22 protein-coding genes and 1 other RNA gene are annotated in these 22,895 nt (G+C 62.2%); 5 read left to right on the top strand and 18 right to left on the bottom strand.

From position 1 onward, the window contains the following. The 12 genes from B0G62_RS26070 to gyrA all read right to left on the bottom strand — a co-directional run. Positions 1-95, bottom strand: a 95-nt coding sequence (locus B0G62_RS26070; protein WP_146055362.1) for a hypothetical protein, incomplete at its 3' end; no start/stop codon positions are given. Positions 96-160: 65 nt separating this feature from the next. Continuing rightward, on the bottom strand, positions 161-1,336 hold the full coding sequence (gene lapB, locus B0G62_RS26065) for a lipopolysaccharide assembly protein LapB (RefSeq protein WP_103707058.1): 1,176 nt from the start codon (positions 1,334-1,336) through the stop codon (positions 161-163). A gap of 64 nt (positions 1,337-1,400) precedes the next feature. Next, the gene (locus tag B0G62_RS26060; protein ID WP_103707057.1) at positions 1,401-1,694 is read right to left on the bottom strand and encodes a lipopolysaccharide assembly protein LapA domain-containing protein; all 294 of its coding nucleotides are present in this window, start codon (positions 1,692-1,694) and stop codon (positions 1,401-1,403) included. Between the two features lie 277 nt (positions 1,695-1,971). After that, positions 1,972-2,295, bottom strand: a complete 324-nt coding sequence (locus B0G62_RS26055) for an integration host factor subunit beta (protein ID WP_103707056.1) — start codon at positions 2,293-2,295, stop codon at positions 1,972-1,974. 25 nt (positions 2,296-2,320) lie between these two features. After that, positions 2,321-4,051 (bottom strand): 30S ribosomal protein S1, encoded by a 1,731-nt coding sequence (gene rpsA, locus B0G62_RS26050; RefSeq protein WP_103707055.1) that lies wholly within the window; start codon positions 4,049-4,051, stop codon positions 2,321-2,323. Between the two features lie 153 nt (positions 4,052-4,204). After that, on the bottom strand, positions 4,205-4,927 hold the full coding sequence (cmk, locus tag B0G62_RS26045) for a (d)CMP kinase (RefSeq protein WP_103707054.1): 723 nt from the start codon (positions 4,925-4,927) through the stop codon (positions 4,205-4,207). Positions 4,928-4,983: 56 nt separating this feature from the next. Beyond that, on the bottom strand, positions 4,984-6,288 hold the full coding sequence (gene aroA, locus B0G62_RS26040; RefSeq protein WP_103707053.1) for a 3-phosphoshikimate 1-carboxyvinyltransferase: 1,305 nt from the start codon (positions 6,286-6,288) through the stop codon (positions 4,984-4,986). Positions 6,289-6,368: 80 nt separating this feature from the next. Next, positions 6,369-7,349 (bottom strand): prephenate dehydrogenase, encoded by a 981-nt coding sequence (locus B0G62_RS26035; RefSeq protein WP_103707066.1) that lies wholly within the window; start codon positions 7,347-7,349, stop codon positions 6,369-6,371. 68 nt (positions 7,350-7,417) lie between these two features. Then, positions 7,418-8,500, bottom strand: a complete 1,083-nt coding sequence (pheA, locus tag B0G62_RS26030; protein ID WP_103707052.1) for a prephenate dehydratase — start codon at positions 8,498-8,500, stop codon at positions 7,418-7,420. Positions 8,501-8,548: 48 nt separating this feature from the next. Continuing rightward, positions 8,549-9,631, bottom strand: a complete 1,083-nt coding sequence (gene serC / locus B0G62_RS26025) for a 3-phosphoserine/phosphohydroxythreonine transaminase (protein WP_103707051.1) — start codon at positions 9,629-9,631, stop codon at positions 8,549-8,551. A 227-nt stretch (positions 9,632-9,858) separates the two neighbouring features. Then, positions 9,859-10,464, bottom strand: a complete 606-nt coding sequence (locus B0G62_RS26020) for a DUF2059 domain-containing protein (RefSeq protein WP_103707065.1) — start codon at positions 10,462-10,464, stop codon at positions 9,859-9,861. A gap of 323 nt (positions 10,465-10,787) precedes the next feature. Then, on the bottom strand, positions 10,788-13,397 hold the full coding sequence (gyrA, locus tag B0G62_RS26015) for a DNA gyrase subunit A (RefSeq protein WP_103707050.1): 2,610 nt from the start codon (positions 13,395-13,397) through the stop codon (positions 10,788-10,790). A gap of 660 nt (positions 13,398-14,057) precedes the next feature. Here gyrA and ompA point away from each other — a divergent pair. The 5 genes from ompA to B0G62_RS25990 all read left to right on the top strand — a co-directional run bounded on the left by ompA (position 14,058) and on the right by B0G62_RS25990 (position 18,621). Continuing rightward, positions 14,058-14,702 (top strand): outer membrane protein OmpA, encoded by a 645-nt coding sequence (ompA, locus tag B0G62_RS26010; protein WP_103707049.1) that lies wholly within the window; start codon positions 14,058-14,060, stop codon positions 14,700-14,702. A 249-nt stretch (positions 14,703-14,951) separates the two neighbouring features. Then, positions 14,952-15,650, top strand: coding sequence for a bifunctional 2-polyprenyl-6-hydroxyphenol methylase/3-demethylubiquinol 3-O-methyltransferase UbiG (gene ubiG / locus B0G62_RS26005; RefSeq protein ID WP_103707048.1), 699 nt, complete (start codon positions 14,952-14,954; stop codon positions 15,648-15,650). A gap of 21 nt (positions 15,651-15,671) precedes the next feature. After that, positions 15,672-16,391, top strand: coding sequence for a phosphoglycolate phosphatase (gph, locus tag B0G62_RS26000; protein WP_103707047.1), 720 nt, complete (start codon positions 15,672-15,674; stop codon positions 16,389-16,391). Between the two features lie 71 nt (positions 16,392-16,462). Beyond that, positions 16,463-16,832: a transfer-messenger RNA gene (gene ssrA, locus B0G62_RS25995) on the top strand. 463 nt (positions 16,833-17,295) lie between these two features. Next, entirely contained in the window at positions 17,296-18,621 is a 1,326-nt protein-coding gene (locus tag B0G62_RS25990; RefSeq protein WP_103707046.1) for a helix-turn-helix domain-containing protein, read from the top strand. Between the two features lie 29 nt (positions 18,622-18,650). Here B0G62_RS25990 and B0G62_RS31805 read toward each other — a convergent pair whose 3' ends face one another. The 6 genes from B0G62_RS31805 to B0G62_RS25960 all read right to left on the bottom strand — a co-directional run bounded on the left by B0G62_RS31805 (position 18,651) and on the right by B0G62_RS25960 (position 22,895). After that, a complete protein-coding gene (locus tag B0G62_RS31805) occupies positions 18,651-18,845 on the bottom strand; it encodes a hypothetical protein (protein WP_167401340.1) in 195 nt (64 codons plus the stop codon). A 141-nt stretch (positions 18,846-18,986) separates the two neighbouring features. Further along, the gene (locus tag B0G62_RS25980) at positions 18,987-19,484 is read right to left on the bottom strand and encodes a LacI family transcriptional regulator (protein WP_244193375.1); all 498 of its coding nucleotides are present in this window, start codon (positions 19,482-19,484) and stop codon (positions 18,987-18,989) included. Continuing rightward, entirely contained in the window at positions 19,481-20,845 is a 1,365-nt protein-coding gene (locus tag B0G62_RS25975; protein ID WP_103707045.1) for a recombinase family protein, read from the bottom strand. The genes B0G62_RS25980 and B0G62_RS25975 overlap by 4 nt, the downstream gene beginning before the upstream one ends. Then, positions 20,842-21,339 (bottom strand): DUF2924 domain-containing protein, encoded by a 498-nt coding sequence (locus B0G62_RS25970; protein ID WP_103707044.1) that lies wholly within the window; start codon positions 21,337-21,339, stop codon positions 20,842-20,844. The genes B0G62_RS25975 and B0G62_RS25970 overlap by 4 nt, the downstream gene beginning before the upstream one ends. Next, the gene (locus tag B0G62_RS25965) at positions 21,336-21,554 is read right to left on the bottom strand and encodes a hypothetical protein (RefSeq protein WP_103707043.1); all 219 of its coding nucleotides are present in this window, start codon (positions 21,552-21,554) and stop codon (positions 21,336-21,338) included. Before B0G62_RS25965 ends, B0G62_RS25970 begins: the two co-directional genes overlap by 4 nt. A 126-nt stretch (positions 21,555-21,680) precedes the next feature. Further along, positions 21,681-22,895, bottom strand: a complete 1,215-nt coding sequence (locus B0G62_RS25960; protein ID WP_103707042.1) for a hypothetical protein — start codon at positions 22,893-22,895, stop codon at positions 21,681-21,683.

Genomic DNA, 22,895 nt, shown 5'->3' with positions numbered 1-22,895 from the left:
TCGACGTCGAGGCAGAACACGTCGTGACCGATTTCGGCAAGGCACGCCCCGGTGACGAGGCCAACGTAGCCGGTACCGATAATGGTGATTTTCATACGCGCTCCGGTGACAGATTCGGATGTTGATGTTGCATGGTCGCGGGCCGACTCGATACGGCCCGTCAGCTCGACGCCGGAATCGGCTCGACGCGGCGCGGCGCGTAGGTTTCCCAACCGCTACAGCCCGGACACTGCCAGTAGAAGAGGCGCGCGCGGAACCCGCAGTTCTGGCAGGTGTAGCGCGGCAGATTCTTGGTGCGCTGCTGGATCAGCTTGCGCATGAGTTCCAGTTCGCTGCGGCGCGGTTCCTCGGCGACGGCCTGCTGCGCTTCGAGCAGACGCGTCATGCCGGCGAGATTCGGCGACTTCTGCATCTGCGTGCGCGCGAGCGTGTGGGCCGCATCGGGACCGTTCAACTCGGCGACATATTTATAGGCCACGTCGAGCAGATCGTTCTGCGAATGCCGATCGACCCATTCGGTGAGCAATTGCGCGCCCTCGGGCGCACGGCCCAGCGTGTCGTAGGCCTTCATGACCTTTTCGGCCACGAGCGGCAAATAGGCGGGATTCTGCGGCTCGACGCGCTTCCACTGCATGAGCGCCGACTGGGCGTCGCCGCTCGCGGCATCCACGTCGCCCGCGAGAATCGTGGCGCGCACGTTCTGCGGATTCGCCTTGAGCGCGAGGCCAAGCTGGCGTCGCGCCTCTTCCGGGTTCTTGCGCTGGAGCGCTTCCTGCGCGAGTTCGCAGTGGAACTGCGCGATTTCGAGGCCGAGCGGCGGCGCGCCCATGGTTTCGAGCTGGCGCGCGGTTTCGATCGAGCGATTCCAGTCCTTCTCGATCTCATAGATCGTGAGCAGCGCGCGCTGCGCGCCCTGCGCATAGTCGCCCGATTTGAGCGTGCCGAAGGTTTCCTCGGCGCGATCGAGCATGCCCGCCTTCAGGAAGTCCTGACCCAGTTCGTAGAGCGCGTGGTCGCGCTCGTTCGCGGGCAGATCGGCACGCGAGAGCAGGTTCTGATGCACGCGGATCGCGCGGTCGGTTTCGCCGCGACGCCGGAACAGGTTGCCGAGCGCGAAGTGCAGTTCGACCGTTTCGGGGTCGAGCTTGGCGACTTCGATAAACGCGTCGATTGCCTTGTCCGGCTGTTCGTTGAGCAGGAAGTTCAGGCCGCGAAAGTAAGAACGCGGCAGGTTGGCGCTTTCGGAAAGCAGCGCCTTGAGGTCGTAGCGCGACGCCATCCAGCCGAGTGCGAACGCGACGGGAATGACGAGGAGCCACCAGAAATCGAGATCCATGCGAGCGATGGTATGAGGTTACGTGCCACGCGCCGGGACGAGCGCGCGCGGCGGGTCATTCGAATCAGATGAGCGGCGGCAGCGGCGGTTCCGCGACGACCACGGGCGTTTCGCGCGCGGTGCGCAGCTCACGCTTGAGGCGGCCGTTTTCCATGCGCAACCGGAATATCCCCGGCAGCGCCGAAAGCAGGCCAGCCAGCAGACCGACCACGAAGAACGCGAGCCCGATCAGGATGAGCGGGGCCTGCCACGCATAGCCGGCCAGAAAGTTCAGCGTCGTGGTTTGCGTGTTGGCCAGTGCGAGCACGAGCAGCAGCACGAAGACCAGCACACGGATCACCCAGGCGATCAATCTCATGAAGGATTCTCTTGGCAGTTGCGGGAGAGCGCCGGCGCGACCGGCTTGCTGCGCCGCAGCAAAGGATGCGCCGAAGTGTCCCGTATTGTAATGGAACGGCCCGCGACCCGGCACGTACGCGAAGCCGCACTGTCGAGCGAACAATGTGGTCACACAAAAAACGCGGACGAAAAAAAAGCGCCGGGTTTCAAAAAACCCTGCGCTTTCTTCGGTCCATGCACTGGCCATCTGGCATTGACCGCCAACGGCTGCAACCGCTGCAATTACCTTGTGGCGATTACAGATCGTCGTCCGGCTCTTCCGCCTTCAGCGGTTCGCCCGAACGACGGTCCACGCGCTCGCGCAACTCCTTGCCCGGCTTGAAGTGCGGTACGAACTTCTCAGGCACCAACACTTTTTCACCCGACTTGGGATTGCGTCCGACGCGTGACGGCCGGCGATTCAGTCCGAAACTGCCGAAGCCGCGAATTTCGATGCGATGGCCCTTGGCAAGCGCCTCGGACATCGCATCGAGCATCGTTTTGACCGCGAAATCCGCATCCTTGAGAACAAGTTGCGGAAATCGCGTAGCCAGCTGCGCGACCAATTCAGATTTGGTCATACTTCAGCTTGCCCCCGTTTGAGGCTTACTGGTTCTGGCCGTCGAGCTTGGCCTTCAGCAGCGCGCCGAGGTTGGTCGTGCCGGTGGCAGCCGCACCCGTGTCCGACGACATGCTGCGCAGGGCTTCCTGCGTCTCAGCCGAGTCCTTGGCCTTGATCGACAGGTTGATGCCACGCGACTTGCGATCGATGTTGATGATCATCGCGTTGACCTTGTCGCCTTCCTTCAGCACGTTGCGGGCATCTTCCACGCGGTCTTGCGCGATTTCCGAAGCACGCAGGTAGCCTTCGACATCGGCGTTCAGCGTGATCACAGCGCCCTTGGCGTCGACCGACTTGACCACGCCGTCGACCGTCGAACCCTTGTCGTTGACAGCAACGAAGTTGCTGAACGGGTCGCCTTCGAGCTGCTTGATACCGAGCGAGATGCGTTCCTTCTCGACGTCGATGCCCAGAACCACGGCTTCGACTTCGTCGCCCTTCTTGTACTTGCGAACCGCTTCTTCGCCCGTTTCCGACCACGACAGGTCCGACAGGTGAACCAGACCGTCGATGCCGCCCGGCAGACCGATGAAGACGCCGAAGTCGGTGATCGACTTGATTGCGCCTTGCAGCTTGTCGCCCTTCTTGAAGTTGCGGCTGAAGTCATCCCACGGGTTCGGCTTGCACTGCTTCATGCCGAGCGAGATGCGGCGGCGGTCTTCGTCGATCTCGAGGACCATGACTTCGACTTCGTCGCCCAGCTGGACAACCTTCGACGGAGCAACGTTCTTGTTGGTCCAGTCCATTTCCGACACGTGAACCAGGCCTTCGATGCCCGATTCGACTTCGACGAACGCGCCGTAGTCGGTGATGTTCGTGACCTTACCGAACAGGCGCGTGCCCGACGGGTAACGGCGCGAGATGCCTTCCCACGGATCGTCGCCCAGTTGCTTGATACCGAGCGAAACGCGGTTCTTTTCCTGGTCGAACTTGAGGATCTTTGCCGTGACTTCCTGGCCAACCGACAGCACTTCCGACGGGTGACGCACGCGACGCCATGCGATGTCGGTGATGTGCAGCAGGCCGTCGATGCCGCCGAGGTCCACGAACGCGCCGTAGTCGGTGATGTTCTTGACCACGCCGTTGACGATCGCGCCTTCCTTCAGCGTTTCGAGCAGCTTTGCGCGCTCTTCGCCCTGGGTCGCTTCGATCACGGCGCGGCGCGACAGCACCACGTTGTTACGCTTGCGGTCGAGCTTGATGACGCGGAATTCGAGGGTCTTGCCTTCGTACGGCGTCGTGTCCTTGACCGGACGCGTGTCAACCAGCGAACCCGGCAGGAATGCGCGGATGCCGTTGACCATGACGGTCATGCCGCCCTTGACCTTGCCCGTGATCGTGCCGGTCACGAGTTCGTTGTTGTCGAGAGCCTTTTCCAGCGACAGCCACGAAGCGAGACGCTTCGCCTTGTCGCGCGACAGGATGGTGTCGCCGTAGCCGTTTTCCAGCGCGTCGATCGCGACGGAAACGAAATCGCCCGCCTGCACTTCCACTTCACCCGCGTCGTTCAGGAACTCTTCGAGCGGAATATAGGCTTCGGACTTGAGACCAGCGTTCACGACCACGAAGTTGTGGTCGACGCGCACGACTTCGGCGGAGATCACTTCGCCGGCGCGCATGTCTTGACGGGTCAGCGACTCTTCGAACAGAGCCGCAAAAGATTCGGTATTCGGGGTGGAGGTTTGCAGGTCGGACATAAAAATCTGGATTTGCATGGTTTTCGCTGCTCCGCCAGCCAGTTTTGACCGGTCGGGCGTTGAGGCCGGAGCGCTTACGTTCGCGGCACAGATGCAAAAGCCACACGGGGTTAAAGGGTTTAGACACGCCCCGCTTCCCAGCAGGGCACCACTACGTACTACGCTTGCTCTTTACTGCAACTTGCCGTGCGCATCAGCATGACGCGCCGGCCGCAGTTCGCTCGACTCCTGGTACCACTGCACGACCTGTTCGACCGCCTGGTCGATGGTCAGCGCCGAGGTATCCAGCAGCTTCGCATCCGCTGCGGGCTTGAGCGGCGCGGCCGTGCGATTACTATCGCGCGCGTCGCGTTCACGCAAATCCCGGAGCAAGTCATCCATATTAGCAGAAAATCCTTTTTGGATCAATTGCTTATACCGGCGGGCCGCGCGGGCCTCCACGCTGGCCGTCAGGAACACCTTCAGACCGGCATCCGGGAAGATCACCGTGCCCATGTCGCGGCCGTCGGCGACCAGGCCCGGCAGCTTGCGGAAGGCCCGCTGACGGGCCACCAGCGCGGTGCGCACGGACGGATGCGCCGCGATCATCGAGGCCCGGTTGCCCACTTCCTCGGCGCGGATTTCATTCGAAACGTCAACGCCATCGAGCTGGGCCGTGCCTTCGCGGAACGTGATGTGAAGATCGTCGATCAGTTGGGCCAGCCCGTCGGCATCGTCGGCGGCGATCGTGTAGCGCATACTCGCGAGCGCCGCGAGGCGATACAGCGCGCCGCTGTCGAGCAGGTGAAAGCCCAGGTGCGCGGCGACCAGCGTGGCCACCGTGCCCTTACCGGAGGCAGTGGGGCCGTCGATCGTGATCACGGGCGTCGGGTAAAAGGGACGGGTCGATTTCATGCGGCGGTCGGTTTTATGCAGCGATCAGTAAAAAGAGACAGGTCGGCTGCGAAAAATCAGGATTGTGCGAGCGCCAGGAAGCGCTCGAAATAATCGGGGAACGTCTTGCCGACGCACTTCGGATCGTTGATGCGCACCGGCACGTTGCCGAGGCTCACGAGCGAGAAGCACATCGCCATGCGGTGATCGTCGTAGGTGTCGATCGCGGCGTTCGGCGTGAGTTTCTCGGGCGGACGCACGATCAGGTAGTCCGGGCCCTCTTCCACGTTTGCGCCCACTTTGCGCAGCTCCGTGGCCATCGCGGCGATGCGGTCGGTTTCCTTCACGCGCCAGCTCGCGATGTTGCGCAGCGTGGTCGCGCCGTCGGCGAACAAGGCGGCGACGGCGATCGTCATGGCCGCATCGGGAATCAGGTTGAAATCCATGTCGATGGGGTCGAGCTTGCCGTGATCGTTGCCGATCCCGCGCACCTCGATCCAGTCGTCGGCTACCGTCACGTTCGCGCCCATGCGCATGAGCGCCGCCGCGAACGCGACGTCGCCCTGGATGCTCGAACGGCCCACGCCTTCCACGCGCAGCGGCCCGCCGCCAATCGCGCCCGCCGCAAGGAAGTACGACGCCGACGACGCATCGCCCTCCACCATGATCTTGCCCGGCGACTGGTAACGCACGCCTGCCGGCACCTCGAAGCGGTGCCAGCCGTGACGCTCGACCTTCACGCCGAAGCGCTCCATCAGCTTGATCGTGATTTCGATATAGGGCTTCGAGATCAGTTCGCCGTCGATTTCGACGATCGTCACCCCGCCTTCGGCGCGCACGAGCGGCAGCGTCATCAGGAGCGCGGTGAGGAACTGGCTCGACACGTCGCCGCGCACGCGCACCGGGGCGCTGACGTTGATCTGCGCGGGACGGATGCGCAACGGCGGATAGCCCTCGTTCTCTTCGTAATCGATCTTCGCGCCGATCTGGCGCAGACCGTCGACGAGGTCGCCGATCGGGCGCTCGTGCATACGCGGCACGCCGTGGATACGGTAGTCGCCGCCGTTGACCGCGAGCGCCGCCGTGAGCGGGCGCACCGCCGTGCCGGCGTTACCGAGGAAGAGGTCCGCGCGCACCGCCGTAAAAGCGCCGCGCGTGCCCTGCACGACGCAGGTGTCGTCTTCGCGCTTGAGCTTCACGCCGAGCTTTTCCAGCGCGTCGAGCATCACGCGCGTGTCGTCGGAGTCGAGCAGGTTCGTGATCGTCGTTTCGCCTTCGGCCAGCGCCGCGAGCAGCAGCACGCGGTTCGAGATGCTCTTCGAGCCGGGCAGGCGGATCGTGCCGGACGCACGGGTGAACGGTCCGAGATCGAGGTGTTCCATGAGCGTGTCCTGATGGTGCGGCGTGGCGCGGCGACCGGAGAATTCCAGCCATTCCAGCGCCCTGCCGCATGACTGATGCCTTACTTGTCGGGTCCTGATTGCGAGGGCGTCGGCGCGCTCGCCCCCTCACTCGTCGCTTCGCTCGTCGCGTCACTCGCCACGCGCTTGCCGCCGCGCTCCTGCCATGCCTGCCGCGCCGCGCGCGAGCGCGCGAACACGGTTTCGAGCGCGCCGCCGTCACCGGCGTCGATGGCCGCGCGCAGCTTCGCCAGCACTTCAGTGTAGGCGTCGAGTTCCGCGAGCAGCGCCGTGCGGTTCGCCAGACACACGTCGCGCCACATTTCGGGGCTCGACGCGGCGATGCGCGTGAAATCGCGGAAACCGCCCGCCGCGAACGAGAATTTCAGCTCGGCGTCGGGCGTGGCGAGAATCTGCTCGACCAGCGCGAACGACAGCACGTGCGGCAAATGGCTCACCGAAGCGAACACGCGGTCGTGCTGTTCGGCGCTCATCTGGCCGATCACGGCGCCCGTGGCGCGCCACATCTGCGCGATACGCTCGACGTCCGCCGGCGCGTTTTCGGGCAATGGACACAGCACGACGTTACGGCCCACGTACAGGTCGGGCAGCGCGGCTTCGACGCCGCTCGACTCGCGGCCGGCGATCGGATGGCCCGGCACGAACTGGCCGATGCGCGCGCCCAGCGCTGCGCGCGCGGCGGCGATCACGTCGCTCTTGGTGCTGCCCGCGTCGGTGACGAGGGTGTGCGGCTGCAGGTGCGGCGCGATGCGTTCGAGCAGCATCTGCGTCTGCGCCACGGGCGCGGCGATCAGCACGAGGTCCGCGCCGTCGAGCGCCTGGGCGAGCGCCGCGTCGTCGTCGAAGGTCGCGACGGCATCGACGACGCCCAGTTCCAGCGCGCGCGCAACCGAATGCGCGCGGCGGCCCACGCCGATCACCTCGCCATCGTGACCGGCGCGCTCGCGCAGCCCGCGCGCAAGCGATCCGCCGATCAGCCCGACGCCGAAAATCACCAGCTTCCTGAATGAGAACGCGCTCACGCCATCACCGAAAAAAGAATGTTTGCGCACGCCTGACCGAAGCGGGCGTGCGCAACCCGGCGCGCCATTCAGCGCGAACGCGGATACGAACCGAGGATCTTGAGGAACGCGGCCTTCCTGCCGAGTTCGTCGAGCGCGGCGGCCACGGCCGGATCGTCGCGATGCCCTTCGAAATCGATATAGAAGTAGTACTCCCACGTGCCGACGCGCGCCGGACGCGATTCGAAACGCGTCATCGATACGCCGTGGCGCGCGAGCGGCTCCAGCAGCTTGTAGACCGCGCCCGGCTCGTTTTTCACCGACACGATCATCGACGTCTGGTCGTGACCCGACACGCCCGCCGGCTGCTTGCCGATCATCACGAAGCGCGTGCGGTTATGCGGGTCGTCCTGAATCAGCGCGTTGGCGATCAACAGGCCATAGTGCGTGGCCGCGCGCTCGCCCGCGATGGCCGCGACCGTCGGATCCTCCGACGCAAGACGCGCGGCTTCGGCGTTGCTCGACACGGCCAGGCGCTCAAGATGCGGTGCGTTCGCCGTCAGCCAGTGCTGGCACTGCGCGAGCGCCTGCGGGTGCGCGCACACGCGCGTCACGCCCGCGAGCGTGCCGCTTTGCGTCATCAGATTGTGCTGGATCGGCAGCGCGATTTCGCCGCCGATCACAAGCTGCGTCTGCAGGAACAGATCGAGCGTGCGCGACACCGCGCCTTCGGTCGAATTCTCGACCGGCACCACGCCGAATTCGGACGCGCCCGACTCGACCGCACGGAACACTTCGTCGATCGACGGACACGGCAGGCCTTCGATCGACTGACCGAAGTACGCGTACATCGCCTGCTCGCTATACGTGCCGACCGGCCCGAGGAACGCGGCCGTGATGGTCTTTTCGAGCGAGCGGCTCGCGGCCATGATCTCGCGCCAGATCGCGCTGATGTGATCGTTGCCGAGCGGGCCGCCGCTCAGGCTCTGCAGGCGCTCGATCACCTGGAGCTCGCGCTCCGGGCGAAACACGGGGGCGTTGAAGTGCTTCTTGACCTCGCCCACTTCGAGCGCGACCGAAGCGCGCTGGTTCAGGAGCGCAATGAGTTGCGCGTCGATGGCATCGATGCGCTCGCGCAACGGCTTGAGTTGAGAATTGAGTTCGTCGTCCATGCGTGAGACCGGCAATCTGGAAGGATGTATTCGAACGAGATGCGCGCGTCAGGCGTGCTTCGCTTCGAATTCCTTCATGTACTCGACAAGTGCCTGCACTGCTTCGAGCGGCACCGCGTTGTAAATCGACGCCCGCATGCCGCCGACGGACTTGTGGCCCTTCAGCTGCAGAAGCCCGCGCGCCTTCGCGCCGGCCAGGAAATCATCATTACGTGTTTCATCGGCGAGGAAGAACGGTACGTTCATCCGCGAGCGCGCGCGGCGCTCCACCTTGTTGATGTAGAAGCTGCTCGCATCGATCGTGTCGTAAAGCAGCCCTGCTTTTTCGATATTGCGCGCTTCGATGGCTTCGAGGCCACCCTGGCGCTTCAACCACTTGAACACGAGGCCCGCGATGTAGATCGCGTAGGTGGGCGGCGTGTTGAACATGGAATTGTTGGCGGCGACCGTCTTCCATTCGAACGCCGACGGGCAGATGGGCATCGCGCGGTCGAGCAGATCCTCGCGCACGATCACCACCGTCACGCCCGCCATGCCGATATTTTTCTGCGCGCCGCCGTAGAGCACGCCGTATTTGGCAATGTCCATCGGACGCGACAGGATGTGCGACGAGGCATCCGCGACGAGCGGAATGTCGCCGAGATCGGGGATCTCGAAGGTCTCGACGCCGTCGATCGTCTCGTTCGTGCACAGATGCACGTAGGCGGGATCGTCGGAGAGTTGCCATTCGCTCTTCGGCGGCGAATGCGTGAAACCGGCTTCGGTTTTGCCCGTCGCGGCGATGTGCGAGGCGCCGTACTTGAGCGCTTCCTTCTGCGACTTCTGCGACCACGAACCGGTGATGACGTAATCCGCACGCGGCTTCGCGCCGAACAGATTGAGCGGCACGATAGCGTTTTCGCCGATGCCGCCGCCCTGCAGGAACAGGATCTGGTGGCTCGCGGGAACCTGCATCAGTTCGCGCAGATCGAGCAGCGCTTCGCTGTGAATCTGCATGAATTCGGGACCGCGATGGCTCATTTCCATCACGCCCATGCCGCTGCCGTGCCAGTCGAGCATTTCGTCGGCAGCCTGGCGCAGGACTTCCTCAGGCAGTGCAGCCGGTCCGGCGGAGAAGTTGAAGACGCGCATCGTTTGAAGATCCCCGAGGCGGGCGCTGCGGCAGTGGAGCCGGGACGCGCCGGAAAAAGAAAATGGCCGTCTGCGCTTATCGCGCAAACGGCCATTATCGCATTGTCACCGGGAACCCGCCAACGCAGGCTATCCGGGCAAGGCGCCGACAAGCCGACTCGATCTGTCCCGCGTTTGCCGCGCGCCTGAAATACCGCGGCGGCGAACGCGCTCAGCGAGCGGCGTGCTTACTTGCCCGGCTTGACTGCGGCGACTTCCCTGTCAGCCTGGTCGCGCGTTGCCTTGATCGATTGCGGCATGTACTTCTGCATCAGGCCGTTGACCACATCGCGGCCAACCTGGTCTTGAACCTGAATGAACTTGCGGCCGGTCGGGCTGCGGTAGAACGTCGACAGATCCTTGATTTCCTGCGTGCTGTAGTACTTGGCGTAGGCTTCGTACTGCGCGTCCATGGCGTCCTGCTTGAAGCTGTCCGTAGCGAAAACCTGGCCTGCGCCGTCAACCAGCTTCGGCACGGCGTTCTTCTGCAGCGTCGGGACAGCAGCTTGCTTCTGCTTGTCCGTCATCGTCTTATTTTCCGACAGCGCGTCCGAGAGGATCGCCGGCACGAGCTGCTTGGCTTGCATCTGTGCGCTATTGCCGATTGCGCCGACGAGCTTCTGCGCGTCGATGGCGTCCAGCAGGTCCTTGATCGCAGCTTGCTTGGCCGGATCAATCGGTGCGGCAGCAGCAGCCGGAGCCGTTGCGGGCGCCTGGGACTGGAGCGCCTGAGCCATGGCAAACGTCGGCACGAGAGCGGCCAGCAACATAACCTGCTTGAATCGTTTTTGCATCATTACTCCCTCTGTGAAATTAATCGAATTGCCTGCCGTGCGGACTGCGGGGCGCGCCTGATACTGCCTGATCACGGTTTGATCCGTCACCTTCGCGCCCGCGGCCCGATCCGCCCGGCATCATTCAAAACCCGCAGCGCTGCCCAGCCTTGATGGCCATTGCGTCGCCGCCGGCAAATAACTCAAAATCAGAACCCCAAACCGCCCAAAAATTCTTACCAGCAAACCACGAGCGCAACGCCTGGCACGTAACCCGGCACAGCGCCGGCGCCTGACACGAAGCGGCCCGCTCGCGCGGGCCGTTCAGTCCTGCGGGCGTAGCCTTACTCCTCGCTTTCGCCCTCACCCTCAGCTTCGGCGATATCGCCCTCGGCATCGGCTTCGGCGACCTGCTGCAGGCCCGAGAGCTTCGTGCCTTCGTCAAGGCTGATGAGTGTAACACCTTGCGTTGCGCGGCCCATTTCGCGGATTTCCGAGACACGCGTGCGGATCAGCACACCCGTGGTCGTGATCAACATGATCTGGGCTTCGGAGTCCACCAGCGTCGCCGCGACCACCTTGCCGTTGCGCTCCGACGTCTGGATCGCAATCATGCCCTTGGTGCCACGGCCGTGACGCGTGTACTCGGTGATCGGCGTGCGCTTGCCGTAACCGTTTTCGGTGGCGGTCAGCACGGACTGCTGTTCGTCGCCGGCCACCAGCAGCGCGATCACCTGCTGGCCGTCGTCGAGCTGCATGCCCCGCACGCCGCGTGCCTCGCGGCCCATCGGGCGCACATCGTTCTCGTCGAAGCGCACGGCCTTGCCGGCGTCCGAGAACAGCATGACGTCGTGCTCGCCGTCCGTGATGGCCGCGCCGATCAGGTAATCGCCTTCGTCAAGACCGACCGCAATAATACCCTTGCGCAGCGGGCGGCTGAAGGCTTCGAGCGGCGTCTTCTTGACCGTGCCCAGGGCCGTCGCCATAAAGACGAACTTGTCGGCCGAGAATTCCTTCACCGGCAGCACGACCGTGATCTTCTCGCCGTCCTGCAGCGGGAACATGTTCACGATCGGACGGCCGCGCGAGTTGCGCGAACCCTGCGGCACTTCATAGACCTTGACCCAGTACACGCGGCCACGGTTCGAGAAGCACAGGATGTGATCGTGCGTATTGGCGATGAAGAGCGTGTCGATCCAGTCGTCGTCCTTCATCGACGTCGCCTGCTTGCCGCGGCCACCGCGCTTCTGGGCGCGATATTCGGACAAGGGCTGCGACTTCACGTAACCGGTGTGCGACATGGTCACGACCATGTCCTGCGGCGTGATCAGGTCTTCGGTGTTCAGCTCGGTCGCGTTCAGCTCGATCTTCGAACGGCGGGCATCGCCGAATTCGCTCTTGATCGCGGTGAGTTCGTCGGAGATCATCGTCGTTACGCGCTCCGGGCGCGCAAGGATGTCGAGCAGGTCGGCGATCTGGGCCATGACTTCGCGGTACTCGCCGATGATCTTGTCCTGCTCCAGCCCCGTCAGGCGCTGCAGACGCATTTGCAGGATTTCCTGCGCCTGCGTGTCGGACAGACGGTAGAGACCGTCGCCCTGCATACCATATAGCGGGTTGAGCCCTTCCGGACGATAGGCGTCGCGGCCGCCCGCCGAGGCGTTGTCCTGTTCCGCGCGCTGGAGCATCTCGCGCACCAGCGACGAATCCCACGACTGGTTCATCAACTCCTGCTTCGCGATCGGCGGCGTGGGCGCGGCCTTGATGATGGCGATGAAGTCGTCGATGTTGGCGAGCGCAACGGCCAGGCCTTCGAGCACGTGGCCGCGTTCGCGCGCCTTGCGCAGTTCGTACACCGTGCGGCGCGTGAGCACTTCGCGGCGGTGCGACAGGAAATGCTGGAGCATCTCCTTCAGGTTCAGCAGCTTCGGCTGGTTGTCCACCAGCGCGACCATGTTCATGCCGAACGTGTCCTGCAGCTGCGTTGCCTTGTACAGATTGTTGAGGATCACCTCGGGCACTTCGCCGCGCTTGAGCTCGATCACGACACGCATGCCGCTCTTGTCGGACTCGTCGCGAATGTCGGAAATGCCTTCGAGCTTCTTCTCGTTGACGAGTTCGGCGATCCGTTCGAGCAGCGAACGCTTGTTCACCTGATACGGCAGTTCGTCGACGATGATCGCCATACGCTGGCCGCGATCGATCTCTTCGAAGTGCGTGGCGGCGCGCATCACGACGCGACCACGGCCCGTGCGATAGCCGTCGCGCACGCCGGCCACGCCGTAAATGATGCCGGCGGTCGGGAAATCGGGCGCGGGAATGATCTCGATCAACTCGTCGATCGTCGCCTCGGGCGTCTTCAGCAGATGCTGGCAGGCGTCGACAACTTCGTTGAGATTGTGCGGCGGAATATTCGTGGCCATGCCGACCGCGATACCCGACGAGCCGTTGATCAGCAGGTTCGGGATGCGTGCGGGCAGGATCAGCGGCTCGCTTTCGCTGCCGTCGTAGTTCGGCCCGAAGTCGACCGTTTCCTTGTCGATGTCGGCCAGCAGCTCGTGACCGATCTTCGCCATGCGGATTTCGGTGTAACGCATGGCGGCGGCGTTGTCGCCGTCGATCGAACCGAAGTTGCCCTGGCCGTCGACCAGCATGTAGCGCAGCGAGAAGCTCTGCGCCATCCGGACGATGGTGTCGTAGACAGCCGTGTCGCCGTGCGGATGGTACTTACCGATTACGTCGCCGACGATACGCGCCGACTTCTTGTACGCGCGGTTCCAGTCGTTGTTCAACTCGTGCATCGCATACAGCACGCGCCGGTGCACGGGCTTCAGGCCGTCGCGCACATCCGGAAGCGCCCGCCCGACGATCACGCTCATCGCGTAGTCGAGATACGAGCGGCGCATTTCCTCCTCAAGGGAGATAGGCAGAGTCTCTTTGGCGAATTGATCCATTATCGATGTCGTTGTCAGGCACGCGCGGTGCTAACGGCAAAAACCGCCGAAAGCACTGTGTCGCACCCTGCTGTCGCATGGACGCCGCAGACGCAGCGCAATCTTCTGATTCTATCATGCGCGGCACCCCCGCCCGCCGTCCGGGAGCGATGCACGTATACCTATTAGAGGGGTGACTTCCGGCGGCTCACCAGCGGCCCAAAATCGACCCAGACGCGACTCAGACGTGCGCAGAACAAGATGGGCCAATGCGCGGGCAGGAAAACGCTCGGGAAGGGTTAATTTTAGTTAAGCGCGACAGTGGCTCATTTGCATCGCAATTACGCGCGTTTACCCTGCGAATATGACAATAAACAGCACGGTCGGCATCACCACTTGCGCTTGCCCAACAACCAGGCACACTACCAGGAGTTCAAGCGGGAACTTTTTGTTGCGGACCTACCACATTCGACAAGCCCCAAAGAAGGGGGCGGATTTTTTTTATCGATGGAAGGGAACGATATGGCAAAATGCCAACGCACAAAGAGTTAGACACCGCTCGAAGTCTACACAAGACGTGCCCCACAACGCGCCAATGTTATACTTCGAGCAATGTATGACTTGTCTTCGTCATATGGCTCGCAGTAAACCTGCGGTAATCTCAATTTCGAGAGGAGAAATATGAATAAACTTTCAAAGCTCGCGTTCATTGCAGCTACCGCAGTAGTCGCTGCAACCGCCCAGGCACAATCGGTGCCGGCGTCGCGACAAGCCGTCAATGACAACTGGGTGAATGGTACCGGCGAATACGTGTGGATGAACGGCACGAATGAGCTTTGCTGGCGCGATGCATTCTGGACGCCGGCCACGGCCAACGCAAAGTGCGATGGCGCACTGGTCGCCCAGGCACCGACGCCGCCGGTCGCTCCGGTCGCTCCGGCCATTACGAGCCAGAAGATCACGTATCAAGCTGACGCCCTGTTCGACTTCGACAAGGCTGTCCTGAAGCCGGCTGGCAAGGAAAAGCTGGACGATCTGGCAAGCAAGATCCAGGCTCTGAACCTCGAAGTCGTCGTTGCAACGGGCTACACGGACCGTATCGGTTCGGCTGCCTACAACGACCGTCTGTCGCTGCGCCGTGCGCAAGCCGTCAAGTCGTACCTGGTCAGCAAGGGTGTCCCGGCTGAGCGCGTCTACACGGAAGGCAAGGGCAAGCGTAACCCGGTCACGACGGGTTGCAACCAGAAGAACCGCAAGCAGCTGATCTCGTGCCTCGCACCGGATCGCCGCGTTGAAGTCGAAGTCGTCGGCACGCAAAAGCAGTAATCTGCGAGCTGCGACAGCAAGACTCAAAGCCCCGCTCAGGCGGGGCTTTTTTATTGTGCGATTAATTTGAATCACGCCGATATTTGTATGCATTTGTAAATTAACGCGCAGCTAAATCCGCGGCATGGGGACTGCGTTGGGCGCAGCGAAACGGCGCGCCTATTGCCGCCCTGTTTTGCCGTCGCACCCGAGCGCCCTTATACTCTGGGCTTGTTCCACCTTCGCTTGCGCGCTTCAGGCCAATCCGACATGACGAATGCCGATCCCCACGAACTGCAGAAATTCAGCGATCTCGCTCATCGCTGGTGGGACCCGAATGCGGAGTTCAAGCCGCTGCACGAACTGAACCCCATCCGTCTCGGCTGGATCGACAGCCATGCCCATCTGACGGGCAAACGGGTACTCGACATCGGCTGCGGCGGCGGCATTCTGTCGGAATCGATGGCGGGACTCGGCGCGAACGTGAAAGGCATCGACCTGTCCAGCGAAGCGCTGGGCGTGGCCGACCTGCACAGCCTCGAAAGCGGCATCACGCTGGAATACGAAGAGATCGCCGCAGAAGCGATCGCGGCGCGCGAGCCCGGCTCGTTCGACGTGGTCACCTGCATGGAAATGCTCGAGCACGTGCCCGAGCCGCTGAGCGTGGTCAAAGCCTGCGCGACGCTCGTGAAGCCGGGTGGCTGGGTGTTCTTCTCGACGCTCAACCGCAACGTGAAGTCCTATCTGCTGGCCGTGATCGGCGCGGAATACATCGCGCAGATGCTGCCCAAGGGCACCCACGACTACGCACGCTTCATCCGCCCGTCCGAACTCGCGGGCTTCGCGCGCCAGGCCGGGCTGACTTCGGCCGAGATCAAGGGCATCACCTACAACCCGCTCACGCGTCGCTTCGCGCTGTCGAACGACTCCAGCGTCAATTACATGATTGCCTGCCGGCGCCACGCCTGAACCGGCGCCGCCCTCCCCGACATGACCCAGAACACGCCTGAAAGCCCGTCCGCGGACGGCGCGGCGCTCGCCGCCTGCGACGCCGTCCTGTTCGACTTCGACGGCACGCTCGCCGATACGGCGCCGGACCTCGCGGCCGCCGTCAACCAGATGCGCCATGCACGCGGCCTCGCGCCCGCGCCCTACGAGAAACTGCGCCCGCTCGCCTCGGCGGGTGCGCGCGGCCTGATCGGGGGCGCCTTCGGCATCGGGCCGGACGACCGCGAGTTCGCGGCGATGCGCGAGGAGTTCCTCGCCAACTACGCGGCCAACCTGCGCGTGGAGACGGCGCTGTTCCCGGGCATCGACGCGGTTCTCGACGACCTCGACGCGCGCGGCGTGCGCTGGGGCATCGTGACCAACAAGGTCGCGCGCCTGACCGACCCGCTCGTGAAGCTCATGCATCTCGACACGCGCGCGGCGTGCGTAGTCAGCGGCGATACGACACCATATTCGAAGCCCCACCCCGCGCCGCTGCTGCACGCGGCCGAAGCGCTCGGCATCGACGCCACGCGCGTGGTCTACGTGGGCGACGATCTGCGCGACGTGCAGGCTGGCCACGCAGCAGGCATGGCGACCATCGCGGCGGCCTACGGCTACTGCGGCAACATCGAACCGCCCGCGCAGTGGAACGCCGATTTCGTGGCCGATACCGCCGGGGCGCTTTTCGCGCTGCTCCAAAACGTGAAACCGCGCGCCTGAGGCCGCCGCGCCCTTGAAAAGGGCACGGTTCGCCTCATCTGCGGAACTATGGGATAATCATCCCTTCCTCTGGGGCCGACCTGGTTTCGACAGGGGTTATGAAGTAGGCAGGGCATGCCGAGGACCCGTCACCTCGTTAATCAATGGGAAAATCGTAACTGCAAACGACGATACGTTCGCACTGGCAGCCTAAGGGCCGCCGTCCTCTGCCTGGTCTACTGACGGGCTAGTGTCGCAAGACCGGTAGCAATACCGCCAGAGGTCATTTACGTCAGTTAAGCTCTGTCGGCGTCACGACGCCAGGGTCGAAAACCTAGTGAATCGCTGTAGCGCAGCGTGTTCGTCCGCGTCGCTCCGGTTAAATCAAATGACAGAACTACGCATGTAGAACTGTTTATGGACTGCTTCTGGACGCGGGTTCGATTCCCGCCGGCTCCACCAATACCAAAAACCAACCGCTTATCCGGTTGGTTTTTTTTTGCCTACGCCCGCGTGTTTGCAAGGGTTCCCGAGGATTCCTTCGGACTTCGACTTTCGGCTTGAGCCTCGAAAAGCGCCCGCTTTCATTCTCTCCAGGCCATTTTTCTCTCCGGCCTCGCGCTCACGAAGTTGCCCGAAGTCCGCAAAGGCCGGATCTCGACGCCATAAAAATCAACAACTTACATGCGGACTAACCACGTCGTTTTATTTTGGCTTTGGCAGGGGAAGGCGACTGCCCCCCGATTCATCTATTGGAGAAGGTCGGCGTCGATGCAAGCCAAATGGCCGAATCCGGCCAGAAGCAGCGAAATCTGCTCGCGAATTTCGGACGCGTGAGATCGGCGGCGTTTATGTCGCATATATGCCGTCTGTACGACATTTAAGCTTTGACGGATGATCCTCTTCGTAATTTCACGGAGCAGATATGGGACGGCCAACGTTCAAAATCGATCAAGTCAGGCTCCGCGCCCTGCGCGAGGAACAAGGGCTGACTCAAGCTATGGTCGCAAAAAAGGTGGCTGAACAGCTGGGCACGCCAGATACCCAATCTCTTGGTCGTCACTATCAGCGGATCGAGGAAAGTGGACAGACCAGTACCAAGTACGCTAGGGCGTTGGCGACCGTTTTAGATGTGTCCGTGCCGCTGCTGCAGGGGCACGAAAATCCTGATCCGCCGGACTACCTTCGGCATATTCAGGGCCTGCTCAAGGAACAACTTGATACCGGCACCAACCACGCTTTGCAAGATTTGTTGGAGCACCACGCCAAGGATGACCCAGAACAGGCACTGGCATACCTGACGGAGGACGTTGCTGAACGTATCGAGCACGTGCTGCTCGTACGGAATCCGGCCAAGATGGCAAATCTGATGCAACTGACTGGACTGTCGGAGACGGACCTCCTCGCGCCGGCGAACGTGCGGGGATTTTGGTTCCTCTCGGTCGGTTCGCGCATCCTCAATTGCACAGAAGTGGTCGATGGTGCCTCCGCCGTGAGCTGGAGAATTGGCGAGATCATAGCGGAGTACCTCAACTCGTGGGGCAGCGACAGCACTGTGCGCATGTGGCACGACAAGCCTTGGTTTCGCATCGAAATCACCCGCCCCCGGCTCCGGGATCGGATGCTTATCGACTTCACGCGTTGCCAGCCGGATGCAACCGGCCTGCGGTGGATCGAGGCTGGCTGGCGTGACGAATTCCTTCTTCTTCCCGCCATCATCGACCATGCCTACAAGACCGCCGATGTCGTCACCGATTTTTCCAATAAGACCCTGCCTAGCGATTTGCACCGGCTGCGCCTGGTCGTCACCGAGCATGAGGGGATGCCGTGCAAAGAGCTTCGCAGGATGGTGGTACGGGGCAGAATCGACGACATGCCGGAATCAGTGAAGGAAAACTTCGCCAAGGAGTGCTCCAGCCGCCTGTTGTTCGTCAGTTGGCTGACGTCCGGATTAAGAGACGCACTGATGCCGCACCTCGTCGCGCACCCTGCTTCGCACTGGTACGTCAGTACCTGTGGAGCAGCGGCAGTGGAGATCAAATGCGAGGATCCGCGATTTCCCGGCGCTGCATGCGCAGAGCTTCGGTACCGCATCATGCTGGTAGAAGAAGTCGGGCCCCGTACATTTGATCGCGTTCCTGTGCGTAAAAGCGATCTCGAGCAGCTGCAGAAGCACATTGAAAAATGGCTGGCCGAAGGCTTCAGTCCAGCCGCTGACGACGAACCCGTACCTGACTTTGAACCGATTTAGCACGGTACACCTCGGGCCGTGCGCCCATATCAAAACCGAGGATTTTTAAGGAGAAACAGCATGTTTGCACATCTTGAAAACGCACCGAGCAAAACCGGCAACCCTTCCGGTGGCGGCCGCAGCAACAATCCGCCGAAAGGCAAATAAGTGTAGCTGGCAGGGTTGTGTGACATTTGCGCCCAACCCTGTGTCATCGTGAGGATGGCCGATGAAATATTCGTCATGCAAAGAATTCGAAGTGCTTATCAGACAGCTCGTTCGTGAAGGGTGGTCTTACAGCCGGGGGACAAAGCATGGCAAGTTATCGCCGCCTGCTGGTAGTGGCCGAATCACGGTGCCGGGCTCCCCTAGCGACTGGCGAGCGGTCATGAACTTTCGTCGGGATGTACGGGAGGCGCTAAGGCTGGACGGCCAATTAGCTCATGACGATGCGGATCGATCCTCGCACGCTGCTCCTCCCACATTGCCGGCGGATCCACTGCCAAGTCGAAAAGCGTGATGTGGTCCGGCAATGCGTCATCCAAGATGGCGGCGACGATGTCGGGCGCCAGCGTGGTCAGGTTGACCATGCGGCTCACATAGCTCGGGTCGACGTTTTCGCGGACAGCAATTTCCTTGAGCGACTGCACTTCGCCCGATGTCAGCATCCCCAGCCAGCGGTGGCCTCGGGCCAACGCCAACTGCAGCGGCGTGGCCGTGGCGTTGTCCCATGGGCGAGGTTTCATGTTTTCACCGCCGGGTAGCGTAACCAATTTGCGGCCGCTACGCCGCTTGATCTGGATTGGCACATACAGGGTCAGACGGCCGTCGCTTGCTTCGACGACGGTTGGCTCCCCTGCCGGCTGGATCAACATCTTACTCATGCCTTGACCTCCTCGGCGGCACCATCGGTTGCCGGTCGCAATTCAAGGACCAGACGCTCGATGCCGTTCGCGCGCAACCGCACTTCCAGATCATCGGGCGACACGATCACCTTCTCGACCAGCAATTGGACGATCCTGGTCTGCTCTGCCGGGAACAGTTGGTCCCAGATCGCATCGAGACGGGTCATCGCCACGGTGACCATAGCCTCGTCCAGGTTGGGGTCGAGTGCGATAGCCCGAGGCAGCATATCCCCGATCAGCCCCGGTGAGCGAAGGATCGCACGCAGTTGATCCAGCACCGCTGCCTCGAGTTCGGCCGCCGGCAGGGTGGGCAGACCAGACGCACCGGCATGCTCCTTTTTCTCACGCTGAGGGACGTAGTAGCGATATCGACGCCCGTCTTTCTTCACCGTGGAAACCGGCGACAGCGCACGGCCGTCGCTTCCGAACACTATCCCCCTAAGCAGACAATGCACCTTCGTCACCTGCGCCCGTGTGGCGCTCGCGCGCGCACGACCATTGGTAGATAGGATTGCATGAACTCGGTCCCACAGCTCACGATCGATGATCGACGGATGCTCTCCCGGATACCATTGGTCCCGATGGCGCAATTCCCCGAGGTAGGTACGGTTGTGCAGCAGTTTGTAGATCAGCGCCTTGTCGATCGGCCGCCCCTTTCGGACCTTGCCGTCCTGCGTGGTCCAGGCCTTCGACGTCACGCCATCGAGTCTCAACTCCTTGACCACGAGGGTGGTCGATCCGATTTCGACGAAACGCCGAAAGATGTGGCGCACGAGTTTTGCCTCCCCGTCATTCAACACCAGTCGTCGATTTACGACGTCGTACCCGATGGGTGGAATCCCGCCCATCCACATGCCCTTGCGTTTGCTCGCAGCGATTTTGTCGCGAATGCGCTCCCCGGTGACCTCGCGCTCGAACTGGGCGAAGGACAGCAGGATGTTCAGCATCAGTCGGCCCATCGAGGTCGTGGTGTTGAACTGCTGGGTAACCGAGACGAACGACACGCCGTGGCGCTCGAACACATCAACCATGCGGGCGAAGTCTGTCAGGCTGCGCGTCAGCCGGTCGATTTTGTAGATCACCACGATGTCAATCTTGCCCGCCTCGATATCTGCCATCAGGCGTTTGATCGCTGGACGGTCCATGTTCCCGCCCGAGTATGCCGGATCGTCGTAGTCGTCGGCGACCGGAATCCAGCCCTCGGCACGCTGGCTCGCGATGTACGCATGCCCCGCATCGCGCTGCGCATCGATCGAGTTGTACTCCTGGTCCAGTCCCTCGTCGGTGGATTTACGCGTGTAGACGGCGCAGCGCAAGCGCCGGGTCAGTGAATCGCTCATTTCCGCCCCCGCTGTTTTTCAACCTTCCGCTTTCCCGGCTCCGTGAGACCGAAAAACACGGGACCAGACCAACGCGTCCCGGTAATTTCGCGAGCAATCATCGACAGGCTCGGGTATAGCCGACCTTCGAACTCATATCGGTCGTCCGCAATGACCGTCACGCGATACTCGACCTTCTGGTATTCGCGGGTCAGCACCGTCCCCGCTGGCGGACGGTACGATCGCGCCTTCTTCGTGAGCTTGCCCGTTTCTATCAGATTGGCAATGCGGCGCTTGTTCCTCTCAAGCAGGTTTGGATCGACCTTGCGAAGCTCGACTTCCTGCAGTCGGTAGGCAATGCGGCGCTCGAGAAATTGCCGGTTGTGCGTGGGCGTATCGCCCCCGATCAGCCTGCGCCACAGCGCCTTGATTTCTGCCATGGGCAGATCAGACAATCGGGCGATTTGCGCAGCAACCGACGCTGGTGTCGTGTATGCACGCGGGTTCGTACTCATCTGGACTCCGTAGTTTTGTTGTTGACGGGGTCTATATGAACGCGCTGGCGTCCAGATAAGGCAAGCTCAAACTCACTCTCCGGCAGGCGCTTCGTGGACTGTGGAAAGTGGCTGATGCGCAGGCGCACGAGCCCGTTGGCCAGCAGAGACGCGACTTCGAGCCGGCGCTGCTCCGGGGTCATCCGTTCTGGGGAAATCTGGTTTGTCTCGTGCATCGGTATCGATCCTCTCCGTCAAACTCGCCTTGAAAGCGAAATTCTCCGGACGAACCGTCACCGACACCATGAGGGAGTTTCGGATGCCCACATACTGATGCGAGCTGGCACGAAAACGCGACTGAATCAGACCGCCAGATGATGAGCCAGAACGGTCTTCATAAACTGATTGCCTGCAGGCGTCGAGGCCAGCAGATCCCTGATCTGAGTCTTGACCTGCCGAATATCCATGCCTTCCGTTGACGCCGCCTTCAACACGGCAGAATAGGCATCGAGCACATCGGTACCCGTGATTTCATAACCATGGCCGAGCGAAATCCATCGCAATGAAGCAAGGCCGGCAGCGACCGCGAACCCAGGCTGAAGCTCGGCAAAATCTCTTGCTGCGCGTGCCAGTGTGCGCGGGTCGGTCGGGCTGCGCGTGACCAACTCGATGGCAACGTCGAACAGGCCGGCATCCTTCGCGGCGGCGAACCACTTGCCTTCAGCACCGGGCGTGCTGGCAACCAGGTCGCGCAGAATCTGCTCCGGCGGAATGTTCGGATATTTTTTGGCGATCGCGCGAAAGGTGGCGAGATTGGTCGTGCCTTGATTGGCTTCGATCGCATAGCGTCGATATGCCTCCTCCGCCATGCCCGACGATAACAGGAGGGCTTCGCAGGCCTCTGCGATCTGCCAGCCTGGGTCGTTCAAGCCGCGCGACTGCTCGGCATATCGAATCGCCTCCGCCTTCTTCCCCATCGCTTCGAGCGCCTTTACGCCCCACTGGCGGTAATACCACCACTTGAACGGCGCTCGCTCCAGCAACGCGAGCAGTTGTTCATGGCGACCGGCGGCGTACAACGAAGCAAGGCATGCACCGGTCCCCTTGAAAAAACCATGACCGGAGGATTGGGAACCCCAGACATGTTCGACCAGCGGCAAGAACTCATCGACCCACCGGGCAGCAATCTCTGGGGTGACGCACAATTCGCCCCAGTGCTCCCCAAGCGATTCGATGTAGGGCATCTCATCGTCCTGCAAAGCCTGCCACAGGCGTTCGACCCAACGCTGCCGAACGCACGCGTCGACATCCGCCTTCGCAATGATCGGCACCAGTGTTTCGATGGCTTTGTTGACCGTCGTGCCCAGAGCACCCGACGAACTGTCGACCTGCTCCAGCGCGGGCGACAGCTTTTCGAGGAGCAGCACCGCCCCCTCGGCCGCAACCACTGGCTCCTTGCGCGCGACCGCCTTGATTTCTGAAAGCGCTTCCTTGATACGCTGAATCGGCGTGTCGGATCGCCAGCCGAAGGCGTTGCGGCGGAAACGGGAACTGAACTGCCACTTGTACGCGCTCAT

This window comes from Paraburkholderia eburnea (assembly GCF_002917095.1).
In the GTDB taxonomy this organism is placed as follows: domain Bacteria; phylum Pseudomonadota; class Gammaproteobacteria; order Burkholderiales; family Burkholderiaceae; genus Paraburkholderia; species Paraburkholderia eburnea.
This window is presented reverse-complemented; position numbering and strand designations above follow the sequence as displayed.

Excerpts from the sequence above, each read along its gene's own strand:
- cmk (WP_103707054.1), bottom strand. The coding sequence starts at position 4,927 with ATGAAATCGACCCGTCCCTTTTACCCGACGCCCGTGATCACGATCGAC.
- ubiG (WP_103707048.1), top strand. The coding sequence starts at position 14,952 with ATGACGAATGCCGATCCCCACGAACTGCAGAAATTCAGCGATCTCGCT.
- serC (WP_103707051.1), bottom strand. The coding sequence starts at position 9,631 with ATGCGCGTCTTCAACTTCTCCGCCGGACCGGCTGCACTGCCTGAGGAA.
- rpsA (WP_103707055.1), bottom strand. The coding sequence starts at position 4,051 with ATGCAAATCCAGATTTTTATGTCCGACCTGCAAACCTCCACCCCGAAT.
- B0G62_RS25975 (WP_103707045.1), bottom strand. The coding sequence starts at position 20,845 with ATGAGCGATTCACTGACCCGGCGCTTGCGCTGCGCCGTCTACACGCGT.
- B0G62_RS25980 (WP_244193375.1), bottom strand. The coding sequence starts at position 19,484 with ATGAGTAAGATGTTGATCCAGCCGGCAGGGGAGCCAACCGTCGTCGAA.
- gph (WP_103707047.1), top strand. The coding sequence starts at position 15,672 with ATGACCCAGAACACGCCTGAAAGCCCGTCCGCGGACGGCGCGGCGCTC.
- B0G62_RS25990 (WP_103707046.1), top strand. The coding sequence starts at position 17,296 with ATGGGACGGCCAACGTTCAAAATCGATCAAGTCAGGCTCCGCGCCCTG.
- B0G62_RS25970 (WP_103707044.1), bottom strand. The coding sequence starts at position 21,339 with ATGAGTACGAACCCGCGTGCATACACGACACCAGCGTCGGTTGCTGCG.
- B0G62_RS31805 (WP_167401340.1), bottom strand. The coding sequence starts at position 18,845 with ATGACGAATATTTCATCGGCCATCCTCACGATGACACAGGGTTGGGCG.
- lapB (WP_103707058.1), bottom strand. The coding sequence starts at position 1,336 with ATGGATCTCGATTTCTGGTGGCTCCTCGTCATTCCCGTCGCGTTCGCA.
- aroA (WP_103707053.1), bottom strand. The coding sequence starts at position 6,288 with ATGGAACACCTCGATCTCGGACCGTTCACCCGTGCGTCCGGCACGATC.
- B0G62_RS25960 (WP_103707042.1), bottom strand. The coding sequence starts at position 22,895 with ATGAGCGCGTACAAGTGGCAGTTCAGTTCCCGTTTCCGCCGCAACGCC.
- B0G62_RS26060 (WP_103707057.1), bottom strand. The coding sequence starts at position 1,694 with ATGAGATTGATCGCCTGGGTGATCCGTGTGCTGGTCTTCGTGCTGCTG.
- pheA (WP_103707052.1), bottom strand. The coding sequence starts at position 8,500 with ATGGACGACGAACTCAATTCTCAACTCAAGCCGTTGCGCGAGCGCATC.
- ompA (WP_103707049.1), top strand. The coding sequence starts at position 14,058 with ATGAATAAACTTTCAAAGCTCGCGTTCATTGCAGCTACCGCAGTAGTC.
- B0G62_RS25965 (WP_103707043.1), bottom strand. The coding sequence starts at position 21,554 with ATGCACGAGACAAACCAGATTTCCCCAGAACGGATGACCCCGGAGCAG.
- B0G62_RS26055 (WP_103707056.1), bottom strand. The coding sequence starts at position 2,295 with ATGACCAAATCTGAATTGGTCGCGCAGCTGGCTACGCGATTTCCGCAA.
- gyrA (WP_103707050.1), bottom strand. The coding sequence starts at position 13,397 with ATGGATCAATTCGCCAAAGAGACTCTGCCTATCTCCCTTGAGGAGGAA.
- B0G62_RS26020 (WP_103707065.1), bottom strand. The coding sequence starts at position 10,464 with ATGCAAAAACGATTCAAGCAGGTTATGTTGCTGGCCGCTCTCGTGCCG.